Here is a 25,368-nt window from a genome sequence, read left to right on the forward strand (position 1 = left end):
ACCGCTGTCTGCTCACCTCAAAAGTAACAAAATTTAGCGCGTCAGCTAATTAGACTTTCAATCTTGGCGGGCAAGTTTTTATCCACATAATTACGAGCTGCCAATATCGCCTGACAGAACTCCTGCTTATCGGCGTCACCATGACTTTTCACCACTACGCCCTGCAAACCGACCAACACTGCGCCATTGTAGGCACTGGGATTAATCCGTTCCTCAACTCGCAGCCAGAATGGCACAAACAAAACACTCAAAATTCTGCTCCACCAACTGCGGGCAAACTCACGCTTGGTTTCCGCCATAATAAACCTGGCCAGACCTTCGATCGTTTTCAACGCCACATTGCCTACAAAGCCATCACAAACCACAACATCGGCCTTATTTCTGAATAAATCCGAGCCTTCCACAAAACCGACATAATTCAGGCTATCATCGGCGCGGAACAGCTCGCTGGCCGCGCGCACCTGGTCATTACCCTTTACTTCCTCGGTTCCGATATTAAGCAATGCAACCTTAGGGTGATGTCGGCCATCCATCACCTGGGCAACTGCCTGCCCCATTATTGCGAACTGGTAAAGCTGCTCAGAATCGCTTCCCACATTCGCCCCCAGGTCCAAAATAAAAGTATGCCCGCCATCCTCTCGGGGAAGCGCAGATATAATAGCGGGGCGATCTATGGATTCTGAAGTTTTGAGGATAAACCGGCTTAATGCCATTAAAGCACCGGTATTACCGCCACTGACACAACCGTCTGCCCGCCCTTCTTTAACGGCCTGCAGCATGAGCGCCATGGAGGATTTTTTCTTGGAACGAAGTGCCACTGAAGGTGCATCGTCCATCTTTACCGCTTGCTCAGAGTGACAGACCACCAACCGGTCGTGACTGTGGCCACCCAACAAAGCTGCGATAGCAGGTTCGTCACCAAACAACAAAACCCGCAAATCCTGTTGCCATCTAAGGGCATCCAGAACTGCGGGTACAGTTATCTGGGGACCAATATCCCCACCCATTGCGTCAACCGCAAGGGTCACCATAATCAGCTAGCTATTTATTCGTCGTCTTTGCTGGCGATAACCTGACGGCCACGGTAAAACCCGTCAGGGGTTACGTGGTGGCGACGATGAACTTCACCTGTGGTTACGTCTTCTGACAAAGTCGAACCAGGCAAACTATCGTGTGAACGACGCATGCCGCGCTTGGATCGGGTTTTACGGTTCTGTTGAACTGCCATTTGTATGTGCTCCTGACTACCGATACACGTAATTAATCGGAATTTTTAACGTTCCCTTTCAGCTGTTCTAATACAGCGAACGGGTTGGGTTTCTCGCTTGCTTCAGCTTCGCCACCATCACTTCCTTCGTATGGGAAAGGCTTACACTTTTCGTGATAAGCGACTATCGGCAACGCCAAAATCAATTCTTGTTCGAGCAGGCTGGCCAGGGGGATTTCCTCCTCTTCCAGCATAAAGGGCTCAAGATCACCCGGCATCTGATTTACCTGCTCTTCAGTTTGGGCAACCCCTAAAGCAACCTTAATATCAATTTCCACTTCAACCGGCTCAAGGCAACGCTGACAAACCAATTGCAACGCCGCTTTCGCCGTGCCATGGATTTCAGGTCGGGCACCGTTCATATGAAGTGCAAGATCGGCCTCCACTCTACCATCGTCAGTCGCGCAATCAGCCACCAGCGCTGTCAGCTGTTTCAAAGGCATATAACCAACTAACTTACCTTCTTTACGGGCAAGTTTTACGGGTTTTATTGTCGTGGGCAGTGGGTGCTCAAACATAAGCGCGCAATTCTATTGTCCAGTTATAAATCTGTCAAAGGCTTTGACCGGATTTTTTCGGCTGGATGTGGCTTATTTGCTATGAGATCATGGGATTTCACGCGCTCAGCACCTAGTATCTTTAGGTTTTGAAGTCGAATTCATTAATTGCCTGGAATCACGAATATTTTTGCAAAACCAGGCACGGTACGGAGTCATCCGTGAAGCAAATTGTGTTGGGGTCCAGTTCCCCTTTCAGAAAAGAACTGTTGGGTAAAATTCTGAGTCATTTCGAAACTTGTTCACCCGACATAGACGAAACGCCTCGCGCCGATGAATCCCCTTCAAACCTGGTAAAACGCCTGGCGCTTGAAAAAGCACAAGCAGTTGCAACCAGCTATAAAAACGCCCTTATTATCACCAGCGATCAAGTCTCCGTAATAGACGGTGAAATAAACGGAAAGCCGGGCAATTACGACAATGCATTTCGCCAATTAAAACGTTGCAGTGGAAACACCGTCACATTTTTAACCAGTTTATGTCTCTATGATGCTCCTACAGCAACATATCAGTTAGAGGTCGAACCCTTTTGCGTTCACTTTCGCGACTTGAATGACGGGCAAATTGATCGTTATTTAAGAAAAGAGTCACCTTTTAATTGCGCCGGAAGCTTTAAATCAGAAACTTTAGGCATAGCACTCTTCAACAAGTTGGAAGGTAACGATCCTAACGCGTTGATTGGATTACCCCTAATAAAATTAGTCACAATGCTCGGTAAACAGGGTGTACAAATTCCGTAATTTTTTTTGCTAATTTCTAAACAAAGTTCGTCGGGCGTCTACACTTATATTGTTAGGTGCTACGGAGTGTTCGCGCAGTCAGTCGAACACCTGTGTAACGAGGCGAAAAAACAGATGGCCGATGAATTTCAAATTACTAAACCAAGACGCAGAAACACCAAAGAAAAGATCATAGACGAAGCGGAAGCGCTTGCTGCTTTACATGGTATTGAGCATTTAAAGCTACAGGACGTTGCAGATAAGATCGGAATTAAACTTCCATCTGTCTATGCGCACTTTAGCGGCCGAGAAGACATCCTCGCAGCCATGGGTGCACGAATCAGTAAAGGGATGGGGCAACTTTATATTGCCCGACCGGGTGAATCTGCAATCGAAACCCTTAAGCGGGGTGCGCAGGATATGTTGAAGTTCCTGGGTGAGCATCCGGCGTATTTCCGATTGATGCTGCGAGATCATTCAGTACCGCTTGGATACGACCCACTGAATCACCGCGCAGCAGTGAATCAGAACGTCAGTTTGCCCAGTGAAATCCAGGACATGCATTCCCGCCTGCAGCATTTAATTGATCGGTGCAGCGGGGAGAACAGCAAAATTCAGGCAGTCGATTTTGCAGCCTGCATACACGGGTTTCTTTTGATGAGATTGAGCTGGTTGCCGACACGCAACGACGACCAGGGACGTGTCTATATTGAGTATCAGCCACTTCAGAGCACAATCGATACCATTATCAACCGGCTGATAAGCTGCTCCTGAAGCGGATTTTCGGAAAACTACGATAATACAGCCCGGCTATAAGTCCGGGCTGTTTTTTGCTTGGCGTTATTTCAATTGAATGGTACCAATCCCCAAAGTCGCCATAACGCGATCTGCCATGGATACCCCCAAACGGCCAGTCAAAGCCTCAAGCGGACTGACCCGCGGAGTATAATTCACGATTTTCTCTTCGCCGATCACTTCACGCGCCACCTGCCCAGGACTTGCCAGGCCGTCGACCAGACCTAAATCCAGCGCCTGACGGCCCGACCAGAATAATCCGGAAAACACAATATCATCATCTTTAATCCGATCACCCCGCCCGGCTTTCACTGCGTCGATAAACTGATTGTGCACATCACCCAGGATGGTGGAGAAAAACGCTTTCTGCTCCTCGTCTACGGGTTGGAACGGATCCAGCATTGCCTTGTTGGCTCCCGCATTAAACACCCGACGCTCAACACCCAACTTATCGATGGCCTCGACAAATCCGAAGCCATCACTGATTACTCCAATTGAACCCACTAAACTCGCGGGGTCTGCGTAGATTTCGTCAGCAGAGGCTGCAATATAATACGCTCCCGATGCGCCGATATCGGTTATGACTGCGTATACTTTTTTATCAGGATATTCGTGCCTTAGCCGCTGCACTTCCCGATAGACTAATCCGGATTGCACCGGGCTGCCCCCCGGGCTGTTGACGCGGATAATGACGCCTCTGCTATTTTCTGCCTCGAAGGCATCCCGAATCCCCTTGACCAGGCGGTCAGCACTGGCTTCACTATCGGCCATAATCGGCCCACTCAAATCCACCAGCGCTACATGAGGTGAACTCTCGGACGGTGCATCGCCACTCCACATTCCCGGGTTGAACACCATCAATGCAACGAACAAATAACCAAACATCAAAAATTTAAAAAAGATGCCCCAGCGCCGGGCTTTTCTCTGCTCGTCCTGGGAGGACATCACCATTTTCTCTATCAGCTTCCATTCTTTACTGGTCCGCGGCCGATTGAAACGATTCCGGTCATTTTGCTGATACTCGTTGGTTTTACTGTCGTCTTCGCTCATCTATCCTTCCTATGCAATATCATCATGCAACCAGGCTGATAATTCCTCTACGCGGTCAACACAGACCTTGGGATTATGGCGCCGGAGTCGTGTTATATCATGCGCGCCCCAGGTCACGCCAACCGCATCCACTTTTGCCCTGGCGGCCATTTCGAGATCGTATTCGGTATCACCTACCATTACCGCCTGAGCGGGGCTCAAATTATGCAATTGTAATATTTCCAGTAACATATCGGGCTCCGGTTTAGACCGGGTCTCGTCAGCACATCGTGAGCTGTGAAACAGCGCGCCGACGTCATGGGCACCGAACACTCTGCTTAGGCCTTTTCGACTTTTACCGGTAGCCACACTGAGCAATCGACCCTGTTGCGACAAACTGCGCAGCATTTGAGGAATTCCCGCGAAGAAAGGGCTCGGTGCTGCCTCGGCCTTGATATAGTGGAAAGAATAACGCTGCCGCATCAGCTCGACCTTTTCATCTGACAACGATGGATGCAGTTGGCGGATAGCAATTCCCAACGCCAGACCGACAATATTTTCAATGGCCGGAGCAGACGCCGGAATGATATTTAAATCCTGGGCGGCTGCCTGCATGCATTGGACTATACGGGACAGGGAATCCATGAGTGTGCCATCCCAGTCAAAAATGATTAGTTGATACCTGAACATCGCTACTACGCCTACAATCGCTCTAAAAATGCTTTCAGTTCATCCGGTAGCGGCGCTTTAAACCGCTGCTTTTGACCCTGTACGTCTACCAACTGAAGCACAGAAGCATGCAGAAACAACCGCTGAAGCCCTTTTTCTGCAAAATAGTCACCCTGCTCCCTGTGTAAGTATTTGTCATCACCGGCAATGGCGTGCCCACCGTGCTGGGCATGCACTCGGATCTGATGAGTACGGCCGGTAACCGGCTTGGCCTCCACCAGGGTTGCGTTGTCATACAGTTCGAGTTGCCGGAACAACGTCAGTGAAGGCTTGCCATCGGCTGACACTCTCACCACACGCTCACCGGACGGTAAGTGGAACTTACGCAGCGGGGCATCGATACGGTGCTGAAGCCCATTCCAACGCCCCCACAACAAGGCGGTGTAGCTCTTTTCCATGCGATTTTCGCGTAAATCGTCATGCAGTTTTTTCAGTACACTGCGCTTTTTTGCAATCATCAAGCAACCTGAGGTATCACGGTCTAAACGATGCACCAGCTCCAGGTAACGCTGTTGAGGTCGCATCAGACGCAAAGCTTCAATTACGCCCAGACTAACACCACTACCACCGTGCACAGCAATGCCGGAAGGCTTGTTAATAACGATCAGGCCATCGTCTTCATGCACGATGGACGCTTCCAGCCGTTTTTTCAGTGGGTCGCCAACAAACAAGTTCTTATCTGCTTCAGGCCGCACCCTTACCGGCGGCACCCTGACGTTATCGCCTATTTTCAACTTGTATTCAGGCTTTACACGGCCTTTGTTTACGCGCACCTCCCCCTTCCGGATGATCCGGTAAATGACTGATTTCGGGACACCTTTCAGTCTCGACATCAGGAAATTATCAATCCGCTGATCAAGGTTGTCTTCCGTTACTGTAACTACGACGACCGCTGTGGAACTTTCAGTGCTGTTCATGAAAAATCAAGGACTTATTGCTATCTATTTGATGAGGTTAACAATTCCTGCTATATTGGACGTTGGCCAAAAAAGAAGCTTAGATGAGCTAGCAGGGACTGCGTCAGATGGTAGCTCCATCCCGCGCAACACCTTCGCTAATTGCCCCTACCCGAATCAAATCAGGTGGCCAATTGAGCGAAGGGCCGCATATTCTAACCAGAATAGCGACAATAACCCAATCCTCATATGATCTTTCTTCGTAGGGCCGGGAAGCCGGTTGATCCGGTCTCCATACGGCATTCTGCAGCGGATGTGAGTGAACGCATCGGTTAGTATCATGTTACCCCATGAACGATGATGCTACTTAGCCATCCGCTAAAGCCGTGTTTAGGACGCCATTGGTATGCTGAAAGCCAATAGTGAATTGCAATAAATTTTGTAATTTTAATCGTTATAAATAGGTACGTTGCCATTTCAAAACGAGCAACGTGAACGTTAAACATGCGTTTAACACAATTTCAGAACAGATTATTTGTCAGACTTGATTACAACGCCCGACAGTCCATCGCACACAGATTTAACACAGTGCGATCAAAGCTAGGGCATCATAGTTTGATCAGGGTGTAAATAAGACACCCAGCACAAAAAAATGCAGCAGTAAACCGGCAAAGCAATTGGATTTTATACCCATAGGCCCACATCGAGTTTTAACGATTCGGCCATGGCGTCAGGGCTTGTAAAGCCCGCGACCGAAAGCAGAAATAAATGCGTATGGCGAATCTATTATACCAGCGCATTTCTCGCATTCAGCCAAGGGGAAACCATTTCAAAAGCGATGTTCACGGCGTTGTCATAATCAACCGCCATGATTGTTGGTTACCCGCCCGCATTTCAATATGTGTTCATACTCTTTCTTGTTTGTGTTTTGCGCTTTGATTGCTGGATTTAAACCTGCATGAAAAGAATGCTTATTAATGCAACCCACTCAGAAGAGTTACGGGTTGCTCTGGTCGACGGTCAACGTTTATATGATCTGGATATTGAACACCGCACCAGAGAACAGAAAAAATCAAACATCTACAAAGGCCGTATCACACGCCTAGAACCCAGCCTGGAAGCCGCTTTCGTTGACTTCGGATCTGAACGCCACGGCTTTCTCCCTCTGAAAGAAATCTCCCGCGAGTATTTTGTTAAAAACCCGAAAGACATCCAGGGTCGATTTTCCATCAAGGATGTTATTAAAGAAGGCCAGGAAATCATTCTTCAGGTTGGAAAGGAAGAACGCGGCAATAAAGGCGCAGCCTTATCCACTTTTATCAGCCTGGCCGGTCGTTACCTGGTTTTGATGCCAAACAATCCGCGAGCCGGCGGAATTTCGCGCCGCATTGATGGTGACGAACGTGCCGCGTTGCGTGAAGTAATGAACGCACTAAATATCCCTCAGGATATGGGGGTTATTATCCGGACTGCCGGTATCGGTCGCAGCGTTGAAGAGCTGCAATGGGATCTTAATTACCTGCTGACATTGTGGGAATCGGTCACTGAAGCATCCGCTAAAAAGTCGGCTCCATTTCTGATATACCAGGAAAGCAACGTTATCATTCGTGCCGTGCGTGACTACCTGCGCCAGGATATTGGTGAAGTACTGATTGATACACCCGAAGTCTATGAAGAAGCCATAAGCTTTGTGCGTCAGGTAATGCCGCAGTACGAAAACAAGATAAAAACCTATCGCGATAATATCCCGCTTTTCAATCGCTACCAGATTGAATCGCAGATCGAAACTGCGTTCGAACGTGAAGTTAAACTGCCTTCCGGTGGATCCATTGTTATTGACCCGACCGAAGCCTTGGTATCCATTGATATAAACTCTTCAAAATCCACTAAAGGTTCGGATATTGAAGAAACAGCGCTGATGACCAATCTGGAAGCAGCAGATGAAATTGCCCGGCAATTGCGCCTGCGTGATATCGGTGGCTTGATCGTGGTGGATTTCATAGACATGAACGCCAATCGCAATCAACGTGAAGTTGAGAACCGGATGCGCGATGCCCTGGAACTGGACCGGGCCCGCGTACAAGTAGGCCGGATTTCCCGCTTTGGGTTAATGGAGCTTTCCCGTCAACGTCTGCGTCCCTCCCTTGGAGAAACCAGCGGTCACATTTGCCCACGCTGCAACGGGGTCGGCTTTATCCGGGATCTGCACTCTTTATCGCTGAATATTATGCGGCTGATTGAAGAAGAAGCACTGAAAGAGAACAGTTCCGAAATCCACGCGAAAGTCCCCGTTAACGTTGCCACTTACCTGCTTAACGAGAAACGGGACAATATTGTTAACGTAGAAAACCGCAACAAGGTTCGGGTCCTGATATTGCCGAGCCCAAATCTTGAAACACCTCACTATGAGGTGTCGCGCTTCCGTACTGATCAAGTAGAAAATGACGGAACCGTGAGCTATGAGCTAATAGAAGAGGCTGACGAAGTCGAAGAGACGTTCCTGGTGCCCGGAGAATCTCCAATTAAGCGCCATGAAGAAGCCGCCGTTCAAATGATCCAGCCAAATACACCGGCACCGGTACCTGTAGCACCGGTGGTCAAAAAGGATCCGAGCTTCTTTGCCCGCCTGTTTTCCTGGTTTATACAACTGTTCAGCAGCAACACTCCGGAACCTGAAGAGAAAGAAGTAAGCAAACCCAATAATCGCAACAATAACCGGAATCGGGACAACCGCAATCCACGCAACAACAGCCGTCGCCAAAGTAATGACAACCGCACCCAAAGAGGCCGCAACCGTCGTAATAGCAACGCCGACAAACAAGATGCGGAAGCCAAACCCGGAGCCCAGGACACATCAAATAAGGACAGCAATAAGGATCAACAGCAAAAACCGGAACGCAAGAGCAATAATCGGCAAGGCAACCCGAAAAGGGAAGACCAGGGAGCCAAGAAACAAAACGCCGAAAACAAGCAATCGCGTTCAGATCAACCTGATAAAGAGAATAAAGACAATCAGGAGCGCGGCCCACAGGAACGCAACGCACGGCGTGGCCGACGTCGCAACCCCGGTGACAACCGCCGACGCCGCCAGAGCAAGGCGCAGTCTGAAAAGTCTACTGATAACAATAGCTCGCCCGAGAACAGCCAGCAGCAGTCACCGGCACCGCAGCCAACGACCGCTCATGTTGACACTCAAAAAACCGCCAAGCCGGATCAACAACCGGCAGTAGCTGAAAACAAGGGTGTAAAACCGAGCCAGAAGCCAGCAGCGTCCCAGCTGCCTGATCAAGGCGAAAAAAAGTCAGCTGATAGCGGCTCAAACAGAAACACCACTGTGCAGCAAGGTCAGCCTTCCGCGCCAAGCCCCAGCCCGGCTCCGGAGAAAGCTGCGGGGAAAACCCCGACGCCACAAGCGTCAGAACAGGCCCCAAACCCAGCACAAAAACCACAACACGGCACTCCGGAAGTGTCCAAGCCGCAACCTGCAAAACAGGAAGCCGCTGCCAGTTCCGCACCGCCTGTGCCAAAAACCAAACCCTCCTCACCGGTAGCGGATCAGGCTGAGTCGTCTTCGACGCCACCAGCGCAGGCGAAACTGGATCGAGCGAAGGTTGAGGCAGTAAAAACAGAGCCTGGAAAAAACGTTCCGCCAGCGGCAACCGCGCAAGCACCCAAGATTGCGGCTGCAGCACCGGAAGCCCCTAAAAAGCCAACCGCCGCAGCGCAGGACAAGGCTGAACCCAAACCTGAACTCAACAAAACCGAGAACAGGCCAGCCGCAGCGGTAAACGACGAGCAACCCAGAAGGGCGTCAAACGACCCGAGGGAAATTCGTCGCCGCCAAATAGCTGAAGCAAAAGCAGCCCAGGGAAATGCTGCACCGAAGCAAGACAATTAGACTTGCTTGAGCATTTGCTTTAGTCAGCAAAAAGCCCCCCTGCAATAGTTTGCACGGGGGCTTTTTCATAAGCTTTCTGCAGCGGAATTCTCTGCTTGGAGCTGAACACTGGCGTTTGCCTTAGACAATCCTTGGTTCTATTTCCAATACCACACCGAAATGAGCTGACACATCTTTTTGAATGGATTTGGCTAGAGTTAGAAGGTCTTCACAATGACCTTCTCTCACGGTCAAAACCAATGCCTGTCTTGAATGCACCCTGGCCATACCCAGCACCTTTCCCTTCCACCCCAACCGATCAATCATCCACCCCGCAGCCAATTTCACGTCGTCGTTATCAGTGGCCGGGAAATAAACCAAATCCGGGAAGCTCTCCAATATAGTTTGCAATTGCTTTTTACCGATGACCGGGTTTTTAAAAAAACTTCCTACGTTGGGAGTCACTTTGGGGTCGGGTAATTTACGTGCACGAATAGTTGAAATCAATTGTCGCAGCTGCACGGGGGTCAGCTCTTTCTCGCTGATGCGGCTGGCGTCCATTTCGCTTCTGATTTCCCCATAATTTAATTTCAGAGTCGGTCTTTTATCTAACCTGAACGTTACTGAGGTGATGATGTGCTTATCTTTTTCAGCCTTTTTGAAAATGCTGTCCCGATAACCAAACTCGCACTCCTGCCTGTCAAACTGACGAACCTGGCCTGACACCAATTCAACAGTGGATACAGAGACCAAACAATCCTTAAGCTCGACCCCATAAGCACCTATATTTTGAATAGGTGCCGCACCAACTGTTCCGGGAATCGCACTCAGGTTTTCCAGGCCGGCCCACCCCTGGGATAAACTGTAGGCAACAAATGCATCCCAATTTTCACCACCCCCGACGCTGACCATAACAGAGTCCGAATCCTGATGGACGACATCAATGCCTTTAATCGCGTTCAATAACACCAGGCCCGGAAAATCCCGGGTCAACACCAGGTTACTACCACCCCCGATCACCAGAATACCGCCCTTCTCCGTAACGGCAGGGGTGCGCAGCAATGAAATTAATGCAGCTTTTGAATCAATCCGACAAAACCAGGCCGCGCAGGCATCGATCCGTAATGTGTTGTAGTCAGCGAGGCTAACCTGCTGTTTCAATGTAGTCATACTGTATTTGATACTACCAATATACTAAGCGCCGTTCTCATTGCTTCGGAGCCGTTCTATCAGCCCGTCACACGCGTTCTCTACCAAATCCAGCACCAAATCGAAACCGGATGCCCCGCCATAATAGGGATCCGGCACTTCCAGGTAATCGCTATCACCAAATTCCAGCAGCAACTGAATCTTATCGCGGTATTTTTTAGGCGCCCGTTTTCGCATCTCGTTGGCGTTGGCGTTGTCCATCGCTAACAAATAATCAAACTCCATATAGTCCGCGTCTGACAATTGGCGGGCGCGTAGATCTGACATATTGTATCCACGTTTAACGGCCGCCTGCTGAGAGCGCTTATCCGGAGCTTCGCCCGCGTGGTAGGCGGCAGTCCCGCAAGAATCAACCTGATATCGGTTTTCCATTTGTAAGTTCTTGAGTTTGCCTCGCAGAACCGCTTCAGCAGTCGGGGAACGGCAAATATTTCCCAAACAAACAAATAGGATTTTTTTCAATTTTTATTCCCTACAATCAAACTAGGACTGAAAAAAAGCCCGGACCCGATTCAGATCTGCTTCGGTATCGACCCCGGCCGGTGGTGTAATCTGAGCTTGCTCAACGTGTATTTTAACACCATGCCACATCGCCCGTAGTTGTTCCAGGCATTCAGTCTGCTCCAGATCACACGGCCCCCAGCGAACAAAATCATGTAATAAGCTGACCCGATAAGCGTAAATACCAATATGGCGATGTAAGTTCATCTGCGGCGGTAAAGATCCGTAGTTTTGCCCGTGTGAGCTGTTAAACGTGTCGCGACTATAGGGAACAGGTGCTCGACTAAAATACAACGCGTAGCCTTGCGCATCCGCCACCACTTTTACCGCATTGGGATCAAATGCCGTTTCCATATCGATGACCGGCTCACACAAGGTGGCAATACCGGCACTGGACGCAGCCAAATTCTGAGCCACCTGCTCAATTACCTGGGGTGGAATTAACGGTTCATCGCCCTGCACATTGACCACGATGTCGTCTGCCGCCAAGCCCAATTGACTGACCACTTCCTGCAAGCGGTCCGTTCCTGATTGATGGTCAGCTGAAGTCATAACTGCTTTTGCACCAAATGACTGAGCGGCCTGCTCGATACGGGCATCATCGGTGGCGATAATAATTTCTTTTGCAGAACTTTTGCAGGCTTGCAGATAAACCCGCTCCACCATGGATTTACCCGCGATATCCAGTAGCGGTTTTCCGGGTAAACGGGAGGATGCGAAACGGGCGGGAATAATAACTCGGTAGTCAGGCATAACGTGTGCTCAATAACGGTGGCTGTGATGTAATTTAAAATCCTCAAGCCTGGCCATGATAACATCAATCAGGCCCTCCTGAAGTTTGGCATTTACCGGCAAGTACGCTCCCCGAACTTGCGGGAAGCATTGTAATTTCACAGCGTCTTTTTCAGTGGTAACGATAAAATTCTTACCCATAGCCACTCGGCTCAGCTCTGACAAATCCTGCTCAGTATACCGGTGGTGATCCCGAAACGGATACGGGTCAAATTGGATAGACAGATCACTTAGCGTTTGGAAAAACCGCTGCGGATTGCCTATTCCGGCGACCGCCTGAACCCTGCCAGGATTTTGCAAAGCCATGCTACCCGAGCCTAGTGGTTGCTCTGATTCTTTATTAAGTGCGACCAGGTCACCCGCTGTTAGGTGCATTTGAAAGCGGGGTGCCATCGCATCCATGTCATTCAGACGCGACACCAAGGCCTGACCAGCGCTGCAATTAATAACCACTGCATCCACTTCCTTCAATCTTCCCACCGGCTCTCTCAGCGGACCCATAGGTAGCAGATTTTCATTGCCGAATCCACGCTGGCCATCAACCACCGCCAACTCTACAGTGCGGGCAAGCCGGTAATGCTGCAGGCCATCGTCGCTGATGACAACGTCAACTGCGTTGTTCTTTAGTAACGCCTGAACGGCACTTGAACGATCAGGATCAATGACCACCGGCACCTTACTGCGTAAATAGATCATCAGTGGTTCGTCACCCACTTTATCTGCGGTATCTGCCGGGCCCACCTGATGCGGGTATTGATCCGGATCTCCGCCGTAACCACGACTGACCACGCCGGGTGTATAGCCGCGCTCACGCAAAGCCTCAATTAGCCAAATCGTTAACGGGGTTTTGCCAGTACCACCCACCGAAATATTACCCACCACGATGACGGGAACCGGCGCATGAAACACAGGCGACTGTCCGTTTAAAAAAGCAGAACGACGACGAGAAGAAAGAGAGTGAAATAGTCGCTCGAAAGGCCACAACAAATATCGCAAGGGGTTGTGGCCGTACCAGAAAGACTGAATAGCTTTGTTCAGCAGATTCATATCAGCAACCGCAAGCGTTACTCACCGGGTTGCTGAGCGGTTAAACGCAGTCGGGTAAAGCCGAGTTGTCCTGAAACATCCATTGCGGTCATAACAGACTGATGAGCGGCTTTTGCATCCGCCGTTATGATTAGGGGAGTATCCATATTGCCATTAGCCAGATCTTTTAATGCCCGCGATAGGGTTTTGCTATCCCGGTTCACCAGACGCTTGCCATTGACCGCGTATTCACCTTCGGGGTTGATTTCTATTTCGATAAATTCAGTGGATTCGGCTATGGCTTCGCCCACGGCTTCCGGCAATTCAACCGTAAGTTCCCGCTCACGGGTAAAAGTGGTAGAGACCATAAAGAATATCAACAGAAGAAAAACGATATCGATTAACGGTGTCAGATTGACGTTGACCTCTTCAACCGGCTGACGTTGAAATTTCACCGCTTCGCCCCTTCACTGTTTTCTTCTTCCCGATCACCGTGAATTACATCCACCAATTTTATCGCGTCTTGTTCCATCAATACGGCGATCTCATCAATACGACGAGTAAAGAAACGGTGAAAAAACAAGGCGGGAATTGCAACTACCAAGCCGGCAGCTGTGGTATAGAGCGCCTCTGAGATTCCACCCGCCAGAATCGCGGCATTACCCGCGCCTTCAAGTACAATGGCATTGAATACTTTGATCATCCCAATGACGGTACCCAGTAATCCCAACAGGGGCGCAACCGCGGCTATGGAGCCCAATAAATTTAGAAAACGACCTAACTCGTGAATCTCATGAGTTGCGGTATCGACAATCGCCTCTTTCATAATGTCACGACCATGCTTGGCGTTGATTAATCCGGTTGCCAACACCCGACCCAACGGCGAAGAATCTTTTAGCTCCTTAACCTTACGACCATCCATTTGACTATTTTTAACCCAACCCCACACCTGAGCGATCAGGTTTCTGGGGCTGATTTTATTCACTCTTAATGCCCACAACCGCTCTGCAATAATGGCCAGAGCCAATATAGAACATAAGAGGATGGGGTACATTACGATGCCCCCGGCCAAAATCAAATCAAGCACTCGCACGCGCCACACTCTCCCTTGTTTTTTTAATAAGACTTTAACAGCGAATTTAACCGTTAATTGTCTGATGAATATAGCAATTTAATTTAGCACAATCAGTGGATGATCTCCTATTAAATGGGAACAAATGCGGACCTTTGTTTATTTTTTTAAGGCGATATAAAAAAAGCCATCCTGATTCAGATTATGCAACAGGCCTCGATCCAGTTTCTCGGTGAGCCAGTCGCTATTCTCATACTCGGCATCCCAGTCTCCTAGTAAAACAACCTGGCTTTCACTAGCCGGGACCTGCTTCATGAACTGTTCTATTCTCAATCGCGGGCCTGCTTCCAGCACCAACAACGAGGCTGACGGAGGCAATGGTTCCGTAGAACTGAGCATAGCGCCCCGGATCCCCTGCTCCGCCGCTGGCCAAAACAACCCGGTCTGTCCAGCCATATTCCACTGCAGTGCGCAGTATCGAGAATTACCTTTTGCAACCAGCGCCGATAATGTGACCACGCCGTAGCGCAACGGATGGCGAGATCCGCACACATCCTGGTAAATAACCTTTTCAACCACCGCTTGCCCCAACCAGTTCCGCTCCAGCCTGTATTCCGTAGCCACGAGACCTTCAGCACGCCATAGCTCAGCGCCTTGCTCAACCGGCACCAGCGCCGCCGGCATCTGCAGTCCCCAATACCTGAGCAACTTCTCGTGCCAGTCGGGCACTATTTGTGGCCAGTGACTATCTGAAACGAACACCACCCGGTCCGGAAGATAAATGGCCATCTGCAGCTGTTTTGACTGTAACACGGTGAGGCCATAACCTTGAGAGTGCGCCAGAAATATCGGTGCCAACAGAATCAGCCCCCAAAGCCGCCCCGGCACACCCGCACTACACAACCACAGAACGCCGGCCATCGCGAGCACCATGTCTGTCCAGTGCGATGCGCCAACAGACCAAATGCTCCACTCCCAGGCCGCAGCCTGCTCAAGCAGCGCAATTATTGCCTTCACCAGCCCCGACAATACCACCAACACGACATCAGCGGATGCGCCAAAAACGCCCCATAACAACACCCACAACAAAGCGAACGGAACCACCAGAAAGCCAACTACCGGAACGGCAATCAAATTGGTCAACATTGACACCAGAGACGTTGCCTGAACTTGCCATAACAGAATAGGCGCAAGGCCGATAAGCAAGCCGACCTGAACTCTGACCCAGACCCGGACAGGTGAAGCAATGATGGCGGAACCACCAACCACCCATATGATGAGGTATACCGCGACAAAAGACAGCCAAAACCCCAAGCTGACGCAGGCTACAGGATCCCAGGTCAGCACCAAACAAAACGCCAGCGCCAGTGCAAACCAACGCTGCTGAATCCGGCCCGACAATTTAAGCGCCACAAAAACAGTCAGCATAATCACAGCGCGCTGAACCGGAAATGCAAAGCCGGCCACAGCGGCATATATCAGAGCGCCCGCCAGCGCTATAACGATGGAGCCGTGGCTGGCAGGATAACGATCAGTGAACCAATGCCAACGCCGCAACAACGGTTGCGTGCACCCTATAATAAATGCAGCCACCAGCCCGATATGCAATCCGGAAATGGCGACCAGATGAGAAGTTCCCGTGCGGTTGAATACGTCCCAATGCAGATCGCTCATCAAGGAACGATCACCGGTGACTAACGCCAGGATAACAGCATAGGGCGATAGTTCCGCAGGCGGGCCCGAATCCTGTTGCTGTGCCAGATACCGATTCACCCGAAGCCGGAACCGATCCACTGAAAACCACGACTGATCAAGGATTTTCGGATTACTGCCGCTAATTAGCACAAACTGCGCAACCACATGCTGGCTAAGCAACCAACGATGAACATCAAACTCCGCCGGGTTGTCTGCGGTTTCTATGTTGCTGAAACGCACCCGGAAACGGACCCGCGCCCCGGGGACGAGGTCGAGTTCGCGTGGCAGGTTAATATGCGCATAGACTGATTGCCCCCACAACGCCTGCAACCAGGGGCGGCGGTAGCCTTCACAGTGATCCGGCTTCACCCCCAAACATTCCATTCGTACTTTTAGACGCTGGCTGTAGAAACGGTCTGATGGTAACTCGACTACCTCGCCAGTGAGAAAATACGCATCGGGCGGCAAAGCCCAGGGTGCCAACTTGAGGGAGGAGATTGCACCCCACTGCCAGCCGGCTCCCGTAGTCAAAAACAACAAAAGCACCGTCAAAGTCCGCTTGGCAGGTCCTGAAATTTTTGTTCGCGCAAAACCCAGGCCGCAGCACGCCAATACCAGCAGCAAGAATGGACTAAGACCCGCATTTTCTTCAGGAAATAGTACCCCACCGACTATTCCCACTGGGAAGCCCAGTACCAGAAACCACATCTAGTGTTATCACTCCATTGACGGCATAATAGGCGCGCTGTTAGCGGCAACCAGGTATTAATTTCTCTTGAAGAATATATTCAAAAAGTACATTCCAGCTCCGCACACCATTACGGAGCACCGCTGGATTTCAAAACTTGGTCCAAAAATAAAAGACCCCAACCTATGGCACCTCAACCGCAGGTCTGTGTCCTATGGTATTTTGGCCGGCACTTTCTGCGCTTTTATTCCATTGCCGATACAAATTTTCTTCGCCATTTTTGCGTGTTTTTTTATCCGCGGTAATCTACCGGTCGCGGTGGCATCCACCTGGATAAGTAACCCTTTCACCTATCTTCCCCTGTACTTTTTTTGCTACGAAGTGGGTGCCTGGCTTTGGGGCTTTCCTGTCGACAGCACAGGTAAGCCGATTCAGATACAGTTCGATTTAATTCTGTCCGATTTTCAACTATTTATTCATCAGTTGGGGAATCTGGGCTGGAAAGCGATGGGGCCGCTGCTGTTAGGCTGTTTTATTGTAGGCACTCTGACTGCAGTTGGCTGCTTCATAGTAATTAGAGTGCTGTGGCGAGTGCATATTTATCGCGCCTGGAACCACCGCCGCGAGAAACGCTTCAACAAAAAAAAATGGTAAATCAAAACCGGGACCCATCACCTTACAACGATTGACTAGAGCCCGCTCATCAAGCTCTCCCTATCTGCCTCACTCAAATGCCCATCTTCCATTTTGACTACTCTATCCACCTGTTGAGCTAATCCAAGGTCGTGAGTCACAATCAAAAACGAAATATTCAGGCTACGATTCAGGTCATGCATTAATTTCTGAATTTCTTTTGCTGTATGCACGTCAAGATTACCCGTAGGCTCATCTGCCATCACGCAAGCGGGCTCGGTCACAAGGGCTCGAGCTATTGCCACCCGCTGCCGTTCACCTCCGGATAACTCAGATGGTTTGTGCCGCAACCTGTGACCCAATCCCACCCGTTCCAGCATCTCGGCGGCACGCCGTTTTACCTCTGCCGGCGCCTCATTGCGAAGCAATAACGGCATCCCTACGTTTTCCAACGCTGAAAATTCAGGTAAAAGGTGGTGAAATTGATAAACAAAGCCTATGTGGCGGTTGCGTACAATCCCCCTATCTTTGTCGTTTAAGGAACTGAAATCGCGACCATTAATTAAAATGGCACCGGAAGTGGGTGTATCCAATCCGCTTAGCAGATGGAGCAAGGTTGTTTTGCCGGATCCGGAATTGCCGATAATCGCAGCGAAATCCCCTCTGGCCAGGGAAAAGTTGATGGCTTTGAGCACCTGTATCTGCTCCGGACCTTCATCAAAACTTTTGCTTAAATCCCGACATTCAAGCACGATCGGGTTATTGGTGTGATGAACGTCGTCACTCATAACGCAGTGCCTCCGCCGGTTGCACTTTGGCTGCTCTGCGTGCGGGGTAAAGTGTCGCCAGGAAGCTCATAATAAAACCCATACCACTGACAAACATGACATTGCCCCAACGCAACTCGGATGGCAGATAATTCACGAAGTACTGCTCGAACAGCTGGGTATTTGAAACCTCTTCAACCCAGAGAGCGAAGTCACTGATATTGAGGGCAATAAATACACCCAATAAAGTTCCCATCAGCGTGCCCATCACTCCGATAAAGCTGCCTTGAACCATAAACACCGTCATGATAGTTCGAGGTGAAGCCCCCAACGTTCGTAAAATCGCGATATCTGCTTTCTTATCCGTCACAACCATCACCAGGCTGGATACAATATTGAAGGCTGCCACCGCCACGATCAGAGTCAGTAACAACGCCATCATCGTTTTTTCCATTTTGATGGCCTGGAATAATGTGCCATGAGTACGGGTCCAGTCCGAAGCATAAAACTGCCCATCCAGTTTACCGGCGATTTGCCAGGCCACCTGACCCGCAATAAACAGGTTATCCACCTTAATGCGTACGCCTTCCACCTTACCCTTGATTCGGGCCAGGCGCGCAGCATCTTCCAAATGAATAAATCCGACGATACCGTCCAGTTCTGCCCCGACTTTAAATAGCCCGGACACAGTGAATCGTTTGAAGCGGGGAATAACCCCGGCAGGTGAAACCGTTGCTTCTGGTAACACCAGGGTGACTTTATCACCCACGGCAAGGCCTAATTTACCTGCCAAAGCGCTGCCCAGAACAATATTAAAACTGCCGGATTGCAGATCCTGTAGACTGCCACTGGTCATGTATTTCGAAATAATGGATACCCGGTCTTCATAGTCCGGATGAACCCCTGTAATAAACGCACTGTCTACCGTGCCCTTATGACTGAGTAGCCCTTGCAGCTGGATAAAAGGGGCCGCGCCTTCAACGTGTTTTTCAGTTTCTGCGTCTGCGATTACCTTTTCCCAATCCGAGAACGGCTGATACCCGACAATGCTACCCTGAGGCACCATACCCAGAATGCGGTGCTGCAACTCGCGGTCGAATCCATTCATCACCGACAACACCACAATTAAAACCATAACGCCGAGTGTGAGGCCCAATATAGAGGTCAATGAGATGAAGGATATAAAGTGATTACGCCGCTTTGCGCGGGTATATCGTAATCCGATAAATAATGAGACAGGTCTAAACATGGACGGAATTAAACCACAGCAGAGAATCGAATACTATCAGGATATTAGACCCCATAAACTCACCAATTGCAGGTTTTCTGATACACTTTTTTTAAGGTACTTTGCAGAGGAATAAACGTGAACGATCTGGACCGCAGGGATTTCTATCGTATTGACGACCTGATTCATCTGATTCATACCCCCATCGACCCCGACCACGCTTCGGGAAATCCCTATGATGAGCGTTATCCAATCCCGCGGGAGGCCCTGCTGGTAAGCCAGCTGCAGACGATAAACAACGATAACCGTGATTTGCTCAGACTGGTGGGTGACTCGAACCGGGCATTGGGAAATTACCTGCGCAGCATCGACGAGAAAATCAAGTTATTAGCGCAATACATCGCAAGCGATGACCCCGAACTACAGCAGAAAGTACCCGTCACCCTGAGCGAGGGTGGCCTCTCCTTCTATAGTGGCGAACTGCTTGAGATAGGCACCTGCCTACACCTGGTGATCGTGCTCTTCCCCAAAATTAATGCAATTGCTGCGATCGGCACCGTTAAAACCAACGAAAAACTGGAAGAGCACCCCACCCTATACCGGCTTGGGGTAGAGTTCACATCCCTGAACGAGGCGGATCGCAAACAATTAGTGCGCCATATCCGACGCCTTGAGTCACAAGGGATTCGTGAACAAGGCCAAAATTCGACCAACAATAATTAGCGAAACCAAAGATCTATCTGCTATAACTTATTTATAAGTGATAAAAGGTTGATCCATTATGAGAAAACTGAAGCCATTCCTATTAGCTTTGGCGGTGTTGGCATACGCGCCACTGGGCATTGCCCAGGATGTTGCTATCCCCGTTGGACAGCAAGGCACCGAATACAGCAATGTTGAACGCCCGAAAACCGGCCAGAGTATGGACCAGGTGAACGCCCGATTCGGCGCTCCGGATCAGAAATTAGCGGCCGTAGGCGAGCCCCCCATATCACGCTGGATTTATTCTCAATATACGGTTTATTTCGAGAGCGGCCAGGTCATCCACAGCGTCCTCAACAACAGCCACTAAAGCTCTTTAAAAACAGGCGGTAATGGGCTATGTTACCGCCTCGTTTACCCCATCTTTGGCTGTGATTTCCCGACTATGTCTGACCCCTTTCAAATGCTGCCTGAGTGGGCAGAACAGTCTGCTGTAATGTTGGCGTGGCCACATGAGCGCTCTGACTGGAAGCCCTGGCTAACCGATATTGAGCAGGACTACGTGGCTCTGGCAAGCGCCATAGCCGACAGTGCCAACCCGCTAATCTTGTGCCGCGACCATCATCACCAGGCACGTATAGAGCAACTGATAGGCGATTGTTGCCAACACCCTCCCCAATTTTATATTCGCTCCTACAACGACACCTGGTGCCGGGATTTCGGGCCGTTGGCGCTGGGTCACCGGAACGACCTGGTTCTGATGGATTTTCGATTCAATGGCTGGGGCGATAAGTACAATGCCGAACTGGATAACGCTATCAACAGCAGCCTGAAGGCGGTTTGGCAGGTGCCAATGCGTTCGGTCGACTTTGAATTGGAAGGCGGCAGTATCGAATGTGACGGCCTCGGCACCCTGCTCACCACCGAGCACTGCCTTTTGGACAGCAACCGAAACCAACACTTCGACCGCAACACCATCGAACACCTGATCAAAGACAAATTGGGGGTGTCCAGGGTTCTCTGGCTTTCTGCAGGCGCTCTGCTGGGAGACGATACCGACAGTCATATAGATAATCTGGCTCGCTTTTGCGATCCCAGAACAATCGCTTTTGCAAGCTGCAACAACCCTGAAGACCCTCACTTTCCACACCTGCAGGAAATGGAACGTCAATTGAAAAAGTTCAGGCAGTTGGACGGATCACCTTATATCCTGGTGCCCATAGAGATTCCCGAGCCACAGCTGGACGAAAGTGGACAGCGCCTACCAGGGAGCTATGTTAATTTTCTAATTCTGAACCAACAAATTATTGTCCCCGTTTTCGGTTGTGAGCAGGATGAAGCGGCCCTGAATTCGCTCCGTCGCTGTTTTCCTGACAAAAAAATTCGTCCGGTTCGGGGAAATAATCTGATCCGTCAGTTTGGTGGCCCTCATTGCGCAACCATGCAACTACCGAAAGGAGTCATTGCCTTATGAGTGAAAACACCCACATTCGCGTGGCCGTTATCCAGCAACCGGCCTGGCCAGACAAAGATAAAAGTCTGGCCCAAACAGAACAACTGCTACAGGAAGTCATGGCGTCAGCCAAACCGGATTTGGTTTTGCTCCAGGAGCTACATTGCACTCATTATTTCTGCCAGACAGAAGATACCCGGTTATTTGACCTGGCCGAACCATTGGACGGCCCTTCTGCTCAGCAACTTGCTGGCTGGGCAGCACAGTATCAAGTCGTGATAGTCGGCTCACTGTTTGAAAAGCGTGCTCCCGGTGTGTTTCACAATACCGCCGTGGTTTTTGACAAGGATGGCTCGCTAGCCGGGTTTTATCGCAAGATGCACATACCTGACGACCCGGGCTTCTACGAGAAGTTTTATTTTACGCCCGGTGACGCAACCCAGCTAAACGGTAACAACGGATTCACACCAATCCAAACCAGCATAGGCAAGCTGGGCGTGTTGGTGTGCTGGGATCAATGGTACCCGGAGGCAGCACGCCTGATGGCCCTGGCTGGTGCCGACCTGCTTTTGTACCCCACCGCCATCGGCTGGGATCCGGGCGATACCGAGGAAGAAAAAAGCCGTCAAAAGGAAGCCTGGCAGCTGATCCAGCGCTCCCATTCAATAGCTAATCACCTGCCCGTATTGGTCGCAAACCGGGTGGGCCATGAATCAGACCCGTCCAAGCAAAGTGAGGGCATTCAATTTTGGGGTAATAGTTTTATTGCCGGGCCCCAGGGTGAGCTACTGGCGCAGGCGGATGCGATCAGCGCCCAAAGTCTGTACGCAGACATCGATATACACCGCACTGAATACCTGCGCCGCATCTGGCCTTACTTCCGTGACCGTCGTATCGACGCCTATGACGGGCTTACCAAGCGTTTCTTGAGACCCTGATCCCATGCAAATTATTGGTCATCGCGGCGCGCGTAATGAAGCACCTGAAAATACACAGGCCGGATTCGAGTATCTGCGTCAACTGGGCCTGCATCACGTTGAACTGGATATCCGGCTTTCCAGCGACGATCAATTGGTGGTTATTCACGATACCAGTGTCAACCGGACCTGTAACGGACGCGGGAGAGTCCGGGAACTCACCGCGTCTGCAATGCAAGCGCTGGATGCCACCAAGCCCTTTTCTCAATGGCCGCAACCAAGTGGCGTCCCTCTGCTGTGTGACGTATTAGAGCAATGGCCTGCTTTGCAGTCCATCCAGTTGGAAGTTAAAACCACCGATTTACCGTCCTTGAAAATCATTGTCCGAAAATTGGTGACCTTGATCGAACAATTCAATCTCCATGACCAGGCCACCATCACCACCACCGATCAAAAATTGCTTCAGTTATTGCACCGGTCCGAACCCCATATCGCCCGAGGATTGGTAGCCGAGCGCTTCATCCGTTCGCCGATCGACGTTTGTCTACGCCATCAATGCACCCTGATCGCCGCTAATTATCATCGCTGCTCAGAACGATTTGTCGCCACTGCCCACCAGGCAGGGCTGCAGGTTTCCTGCTGGACCGTCAACAGCGTCAATGTTGCGCGTCGTCTGCAAAGTATCGGAGTTGACAGCCTGATAACCGACTGTCCCACCACCCTGCTCCAACAGCTATCGGGCTGTGATGTCTAAATCCATTTTTCGTACGCTTCGTTGCTGTCTGCTAATTTACCTCATGATCCTGGTGGCCGGATGTGACGCAACCTATTATTGGCAAGCCGCTTCCGGGCAGCTCCAGCTCATTACTGAGCGTCAATCGATTGAAGAGCTGGTGCAATCGGAGCGAACGCCACCGGCGCTAAAAAGCCAATTACAGTTAATACTCGACGCGCGGCAGTTTGCACTGGATCGATTACCTATTACTGCAAACGACTCCTACCTCAGTTATGTCGATCTGAAGCGCGAACATGTTATCTGGAATCTTTTCGTCACCCCGAAACTGTCTATGGAGAATCAAACCTGGTGCTATCCGATCGCCGGCTGCGTGAGTTACCGGGGCTATTTTTCGCAACAAAAAGCATTAGCGTCCGCCCAGGACTGGCAACAGAAAGGATTCGATGTTTATGTCGGTGGGGTGGATGCCTATAGCACCCTGGGCTGGTTTGACGATCCTGTGCTGAGCTCGTTTCTTTCCCGCCCCCCATTGGGACTGGCTGCCCTGCTGTTTCACGAGTTATCGCATCAGGTACTGTACGTAAAAGACGATACGGTTTTCAATGAGAGCTTCGCCACCACAGTGGAAGAAATACTGCTGCAACAATGGGTCGTCCACAACCATTTACAACCGACCTGGAGCGATTATCATACAAATAAAGCTCGCCAAAATGCGTTCATGGAAATGGTGATTGACAACAAACTTCAACGGGACCAGCTATTCCGCTCAGATCGCCCCGCCTCGGAAAAAGCGATCGGAAAACAACGATTGATTGCTGACTTAGCCAGTCAATATCAGCAGTTCAAAGCGGAATGGGACCACTACAGTGGTTACGATGACTGGTTCGCGCAGGGACTCAACAATGCCCAACTCTCAACGATTGCCACGTATTATGAGCTAGCCCCCGGCTTCCACGCACTGTTCCAACAGAGCAACAACGATTTAGCCGAATTTATCAATCGCTGCCAGGCGCTTGCGGAGCGCTCCAAATCCGAAAGGGACTCCGTACTGAAACAACTCGCAACCGCGAACATCGACTATACTGAAAACTAAGTAGATGAATTAAAAGCGGTTAACCTATTTCTGATGGCCAGTACGCTAACTCACCCCGACAAGAATGCCCTCGATCCTTTTAGCAGACTGGATGCATTAATCCCTGTTCTGTCCGACCTCTATACGGCAATCAAGGCCAAGCACGCCGGGTGTGTGGACATGATGGATAAAATCGTGGCTGTAATTTGCCTGATCACGGATACCTATCCGGATGCTGCGCTGGCCGCGATACACCTTTCCCGGCAGACATCGCCTCTAAAACAACCTATCTATTGCGCTGTTATTGCTCACCTTTTCGGCCAACAGCATCAGCTGAGCCCGGATAAACAAAAAGCACTAATGCAGGCCGTATTAAGCTGTAATATCACTTTTTACGAGTTCCAGGTGTTACTCAACAGCATGGATGGCAAGCTAACAGCAGCCCAACGGGTCAAACTTGAGAAGCATCCCTTGCAAAGCGCCCTGTTACTGGAAGCAGCCGGCTTCAACGATGCCATGCTGATTAAAGCGATCCGCCAACATCATGAACGACCGGACGGCAGTGGCTACCCGAACCACCTGACCAGCACCGATATTTCGGACATCGCATTAATGGTGTCCATGTGCGAAGTCTACAGTGCACGCATCGACAATCGTGCGTATCGTAAACCGGTATTGGCGCGTGAAGCCCTGGCCCATTTTAATAATGATCAGGATGACAGGCTGAAAGGATTGCTGCTCAATTTCGCGAAATCCGTCGGCATTTATCCGCCGGGCACCTGGGTAAAATTAGCCAGCGGAGAAACCGCAATAGCCACGCATCGGCAGAAAAACAGTCCGGTGCCCATTGTCAGAGCACTGTTCGATGCTGATGATGAACCCTATATGGGCTCAGTAGTAAGAGATTGTAGCCTGCCGGAATGGAAAGTAGTCCAGGCAACCGCTCCCCCTGCGCGGCCTTTGGTCGACCTAACGGTTTTATTCATGGGGAACGAACACAGATAGACA

Annotated in this window: 26 protein-coding genes; 11 read left to right on the plus strand and 15 right to left on the minus strand. The window is 50.3% G+C overall.

The features are described 5' to 3' along the window. Window positions 1–41: 41 nt before the first annotated feature. From plsX to FT643_RS00915, 3 genes are read right to left on the minus strand one after another with little or no spacing between them, the layout of a single operon-like run. Window positions 42–1,031: a phosphate acyltransferase PlsX gene (gene plsX, locus FT643_RS00905; protein WP_156868805.1), complete on the minus strand. Its 990-nt coding sequence runs from the start codon at window positions 1,029–1,031 to the stop codon at window positions 42–44. 14 nt (window positions 1,032–1,045) lie between these two features. Continuing rightward, window positions 1,046–1,228, minus strand: coding sequence for a 50S ribosomal protein L32 (gene rpmF, locus FT643_RS00910; protein ID WP_156868806.1), 183 nt, complete (start codon window positions 1,226–1,228; stop codon window positions 1,046–1,048). A 32-nt stretch (window positions 1,229–1,260) separates the two neighbouring features. After that, entirely contained in the window at window positions 1,261–1,785 is a 525-nt protein-coding gene (locus FT643_RS00915; RefSeq protein ID WP_156868807.1) for a YceD family protein, read from the minus strand. 200 nt (window positions 1,786–1,985) lie between these two features. Here FT643_RS00915 and FT643_RS00920 point away from each other — a divergent pair, with 200 nt between their 5' ends. Both FT643_RS00920 and FT643_RS00925 read left to right on the plus strand, forming a co-directional pair. Continuing rightward, a complete protein-coding gene (locus tag FT643_RS00920; protein ID WP_317621902.1) occupies window positions 1,986–2,564 on the plus strand; it encodes a Maf family protein in 579 nt (192 codons plus the stop codon). A 114-nt stretch (window positions 2,565–2,678) separates the two neighbouring features. Continuing rightward, on the plus strand, window positions 2,679–3,317 hold the full coding sequence (locus tag FT643_RS00925) for a TetR/AcrR family transcriptional regulator (RefSeq protein WP_156868809.1): 639 nt from the start codon (window positions 2,679–2,681) through the stop codon (window positions 3,315–3,317). 66 nt (window positions 3,318–3,383) lie between these two features. Here the strand turns inward: FT643_RS00925 and FT643_RS00930 are convergent, their stop codons facing one another. The 3 genes from FT643_RS00930 to rluC are packed head-to-tail and all read right to left on the minus strand — an operon-like array spanning window position 3,384 to window position 6,013. Next, window positions 3,384–4,388 (minus strand): S49 family peptidase, encoded by a 1,005-nt coding sequence (locus FT643_RS00930; protein WP_156868810.1) that lies wholly within the window; start codon window positions 4,386–4,388, stop codon window positions 3,384–3,386. A 9-nt stretch (window positions 4,389–4,397) separates the two neighbouring features. Continuing rightward, a complete protein-coding gene (locus FT643_RS00935; protein ID WP_156868811.1) occupies window positions 4,398–5,057 on the minus strand; it encodes an HAD family hydrolase in 660 nt (219 codons plus the stop codon). Between the two features lie 11 nt (window positions 5,058–5,068). Further along, complete coding sequence (rluC, locus tag FT643_RS00940; protein ID WP_156868812.1) at window positions 5,069–6,013, minus strand: 23S rRNA pseudouridine(955/2504/2580) synthase RluC; 945 nt, start codon at window positions 6,011–6,013, stop codon at window positions 5,069–5,071. A 937-nt stretch (window positions 6,014–6,950) separates the two neighbouring features. Between rluC and rne the strand changes: the two genes are divergently transcribed. Further along, entirely contained in the window at window positions 6,951–9,890 is a 2,940-nt protein-coding gene (rne, locus tag FT643_RS00945; protein ID WP_156868813.1) for a ribonuclease E, read from the plus strand. A 120-nt stretch (window positions 9,891–10,010) separates the two neighbouring features. Here rne and murB read toward each other — a convergent pair whose 3' ends face one another. The 7 genes from murB to FT643_RS00980 all read right to left on the minus strand — a co-directional run bounded on the left by murB (window position 10,011) and on the right by FT643_RS00980 (window position 16,872). Next, window positions 10,011–11,039: a UDP-N-acetylmuramate dehydrogenase gene (murB, locus tag FT643_RS00950; RefSeq protein WP_156868814.1), complete on the minus strand. Its 1,029-nt coding sequence runs from the start codon at window positions 11,037–11,039 to the stop codon at window positions 10,011–10,013. A 24-nt stretch (window positions 11,040–11,063) separates the two neighbouring features. Then, a complete protein-coding gene (locus FT643_RS00955) occupies window positions 11,064–11,540 on the minus strand; it encodes a low molecular weight protein-tyrosine-phosphatase (protein WP_156868815.1) in 477 nt (158 codons plus the stop codon). 21 nt (window positions 11,541–11,561) lie between these two features. Beyond that, a complete protein-coding gene (gene kdsB, locus FT643_RS00960) occupies window positions 11,562–12,332 on the minus strand; it encodes a 3-deoxy-manno-octulosonate cytidylyltransferase (RefSeq protein ID WP_156868816.1) in 771 nt (256 codons plus the stop codon). Between the two features lie 9 nt (window positions 12,333–12,341). Then, window positions 12,342–13,418, minus strand: a complete 1,077-nt coding sequence (gene lpxK / locus FT643_RS00965; RefSeq protein WP_156868817.1) for a tetraacyldisaccharide 4'-kinase — start codon at window positions 13,416–13,418, stop codon at window positions 12,342–12,344. 17 nt (window positions 13,419–13,435) lie between these two features. Further along, window positions 13,436–13,852: an ExbD/TolR family protein gene (locus tag FT643_RS00970; protein WP_317621903.1), complete on the minus strand. Its 417-nt coding sequence runs from the start codon at window positions 13,850–13,852 to the stop codon at window positions 13,436–13,438. Continuing rightward, window positions 13,849–14,484 carry a MotA/TolQ/ExbB proton channel family protein gene (locus FT643_RS00975; protein WP_317621927.1) on the minus strand — a complete coding sequence of 212 codons (636 nt, stop codon included), beginning with the start codon at window positions 14,482–14,484 and terminating at the stop codon, window positions 13,849–13,851. The genes FT643_RS00970 and FT643_RS00975 overlap by 4 nt, the downstream gene beginning before the upstream one ends. Window positions 14,485–14,628: 144 nt before the next feature. Next, the gene (locus FT643_RS00980; protein WP_156868818.1) at window positions 14,629–16,872 is read right to left on the minus strand and encodes a ComEC/Rec2 family competence protein; all 2,244 of its coding nucleotides are present in this window, start codon (window positions 16,870–16,872) and stop codon (window positions 14,629–14,631) included. A gap of 67 nt (window positions 16,873–16,939) precedes the next feature. Between FT643_RS00980 and FT643_RS00985 the strand changes: the two genes are divergently transcribed. Continuing rightward, window positions 16,940–17,506 carry a DUF2062 domain-containing protein gene (locus tag FT643_RS00985; protein ID WP_156868819.1) on the plus strand — a complete coding sequence of 189 codons (567 nt, stop codon included), beginning with the start codon at window positions 16,940–16,942 and terminating at the stop codon, window positions 17,504–17,506. Between the two features lie 35 nt (window positions 17,507–17,541). Here the strand turns inward: FT643_RS00985 and lolD are convergent, their stop codons facing one another. Next, the gene (gene lolD, locus FT643_RS00990; RefSeq protein ID WP_156868820.1) at window positions 17,542–18,273 is read right to left on the minus strand and encodes a lipoprotein-releasing ABC transporter ATP-binding protein LolD; all 732 of its coding nucleotides are present in this window, start codon (window positions 18,271–18,273) and stop codon (window positions 17,542–17,544) included. Then, window positions 18,266–19,501 (minus strand): lipoprotein-releasing ABC transporter permease subunit, encoded by a 1,236-nt coding sequence (locus FT643_RS00995; protein ID WP_156868821.1) that lies wholly within the window; start codon window positions 19,499–19,501, stop codon window positions 18,266–18,268. Before FT643_RS00995 ends, lolD begins: the two co-directional genes overlap by 8 nt. Before the next feature lie 117 nt (window positions 19,502–19,618). On the opposite strand from FT643_RS00995, the gene FT643_RS01000 reads away from it, so the two are divergent. The 7 genes from FT643_RS01000 (at window position 19,619) to FT643_RS01030 (ending at window position 25,365) form a co-directional block, all read left to right on the plus strand. After that, window positions 19,619–20,203 (plus strand): PilZ domain-containing protein, encoded by a 585-nt coding sequence (locus tag FT643_RS01000; RefSeq protein ID WP_156868822.1) that lies wholly within the window; start codon window positions 19,619–19,621, stop codon window positions 20,201–20,203. A gap of 58 nt (window positions 20,204–20,261) precedes the next feature. Further along, on the plus strand, window positions 20,262–20,552 hold the full coding sequence (locus FT643_RS01005) for a hypothetical protein (RefSeq protein WP_156868823.1): 291 nt from the start codon (window positions 20,262–20,264) through the stop codon (window positions 20,550–20,552). A 75-nt stretch (window positions 20,553–20,627) separates the two neighbouring features. Next, window positions 20,628–21,656 carry an agmatine deiminase family protein gene (locus FT643_RS01010; RefSeq protein WP_156868824.1) on the plus strand — a complete coding sequence of 343 codons (1,029 nt, stop codon included), beginning with the start codon at window positions 20,628–20,630 and terminating at the stop codon, window positions 21,654–21,656. Further along, window positions 21,653–22,573 carry a carbon-nitrogen hydrolase gene (locus FT643_RS01015; RefSeq protein WP_156868825.1) on the plus strand — a complete coding sequence of 307 codons (921 nt, stop codon included), beginning with the start codon at window positions 21,653–21,655 and terminating at the stop codon, window positions 22,571–22,573. Before FT643_RS01010 ends, FT643_RS01015 begins: the two co-directional genes overlap by 4 nt. A 4-nt stretch (window positions 22,574–22,577) precedes the next feature. Continuing rightward, window positions 22,578–23,306 (plus strand): glycerophosphodiester phosphodiesterase, encoded by a 729-nt coding sequence (locus FT643_RS01020; RefSeq protein WP_156868826.1) that lies wholly within the window; start codon window positions 22,578–22,580, stop codon window positions 23,304–23,306. Continuing rightward, complete coding sequence (locus tag FT643_RS01025) at window positions 23,299–24,381, plus strand: aminopeptidase (protein WP_156868827.1); 1,083 nt, start codon at window positions 23,299–23,301, stop codon at window positions 24,379–24,381. The genes FT643_RS01020 and FT643_RS01025 overlap by 8 nt, the downstream gene beginning before the upstream one ends. 33 nt (window positions 24,382–24,414) lie before the next feature. After that, on the plus strand, window positions 24,415–25,365 hold the full coding sequence (locus FT643_RS01030) for an HD-GYP domain-containing protein (RefSeq protein ID WP_156868828.1): 951 nt from the start codon (window positions 24,415–24,417) through the stop codon (window positions 25,363–25,365). Window positions 25,366–25,368 lie beyond the last annotated feature (3 nt).

It is taken from the genome of Ketobacter sp. MCCC 1A13808 (assembly GCF_009746715.1).
Classification (GTDB): Bacteria; Pseudomonadota; Gammaproteobacteria; order Pseudomonadales; family Ketobacteraceae; genus Ketobacter.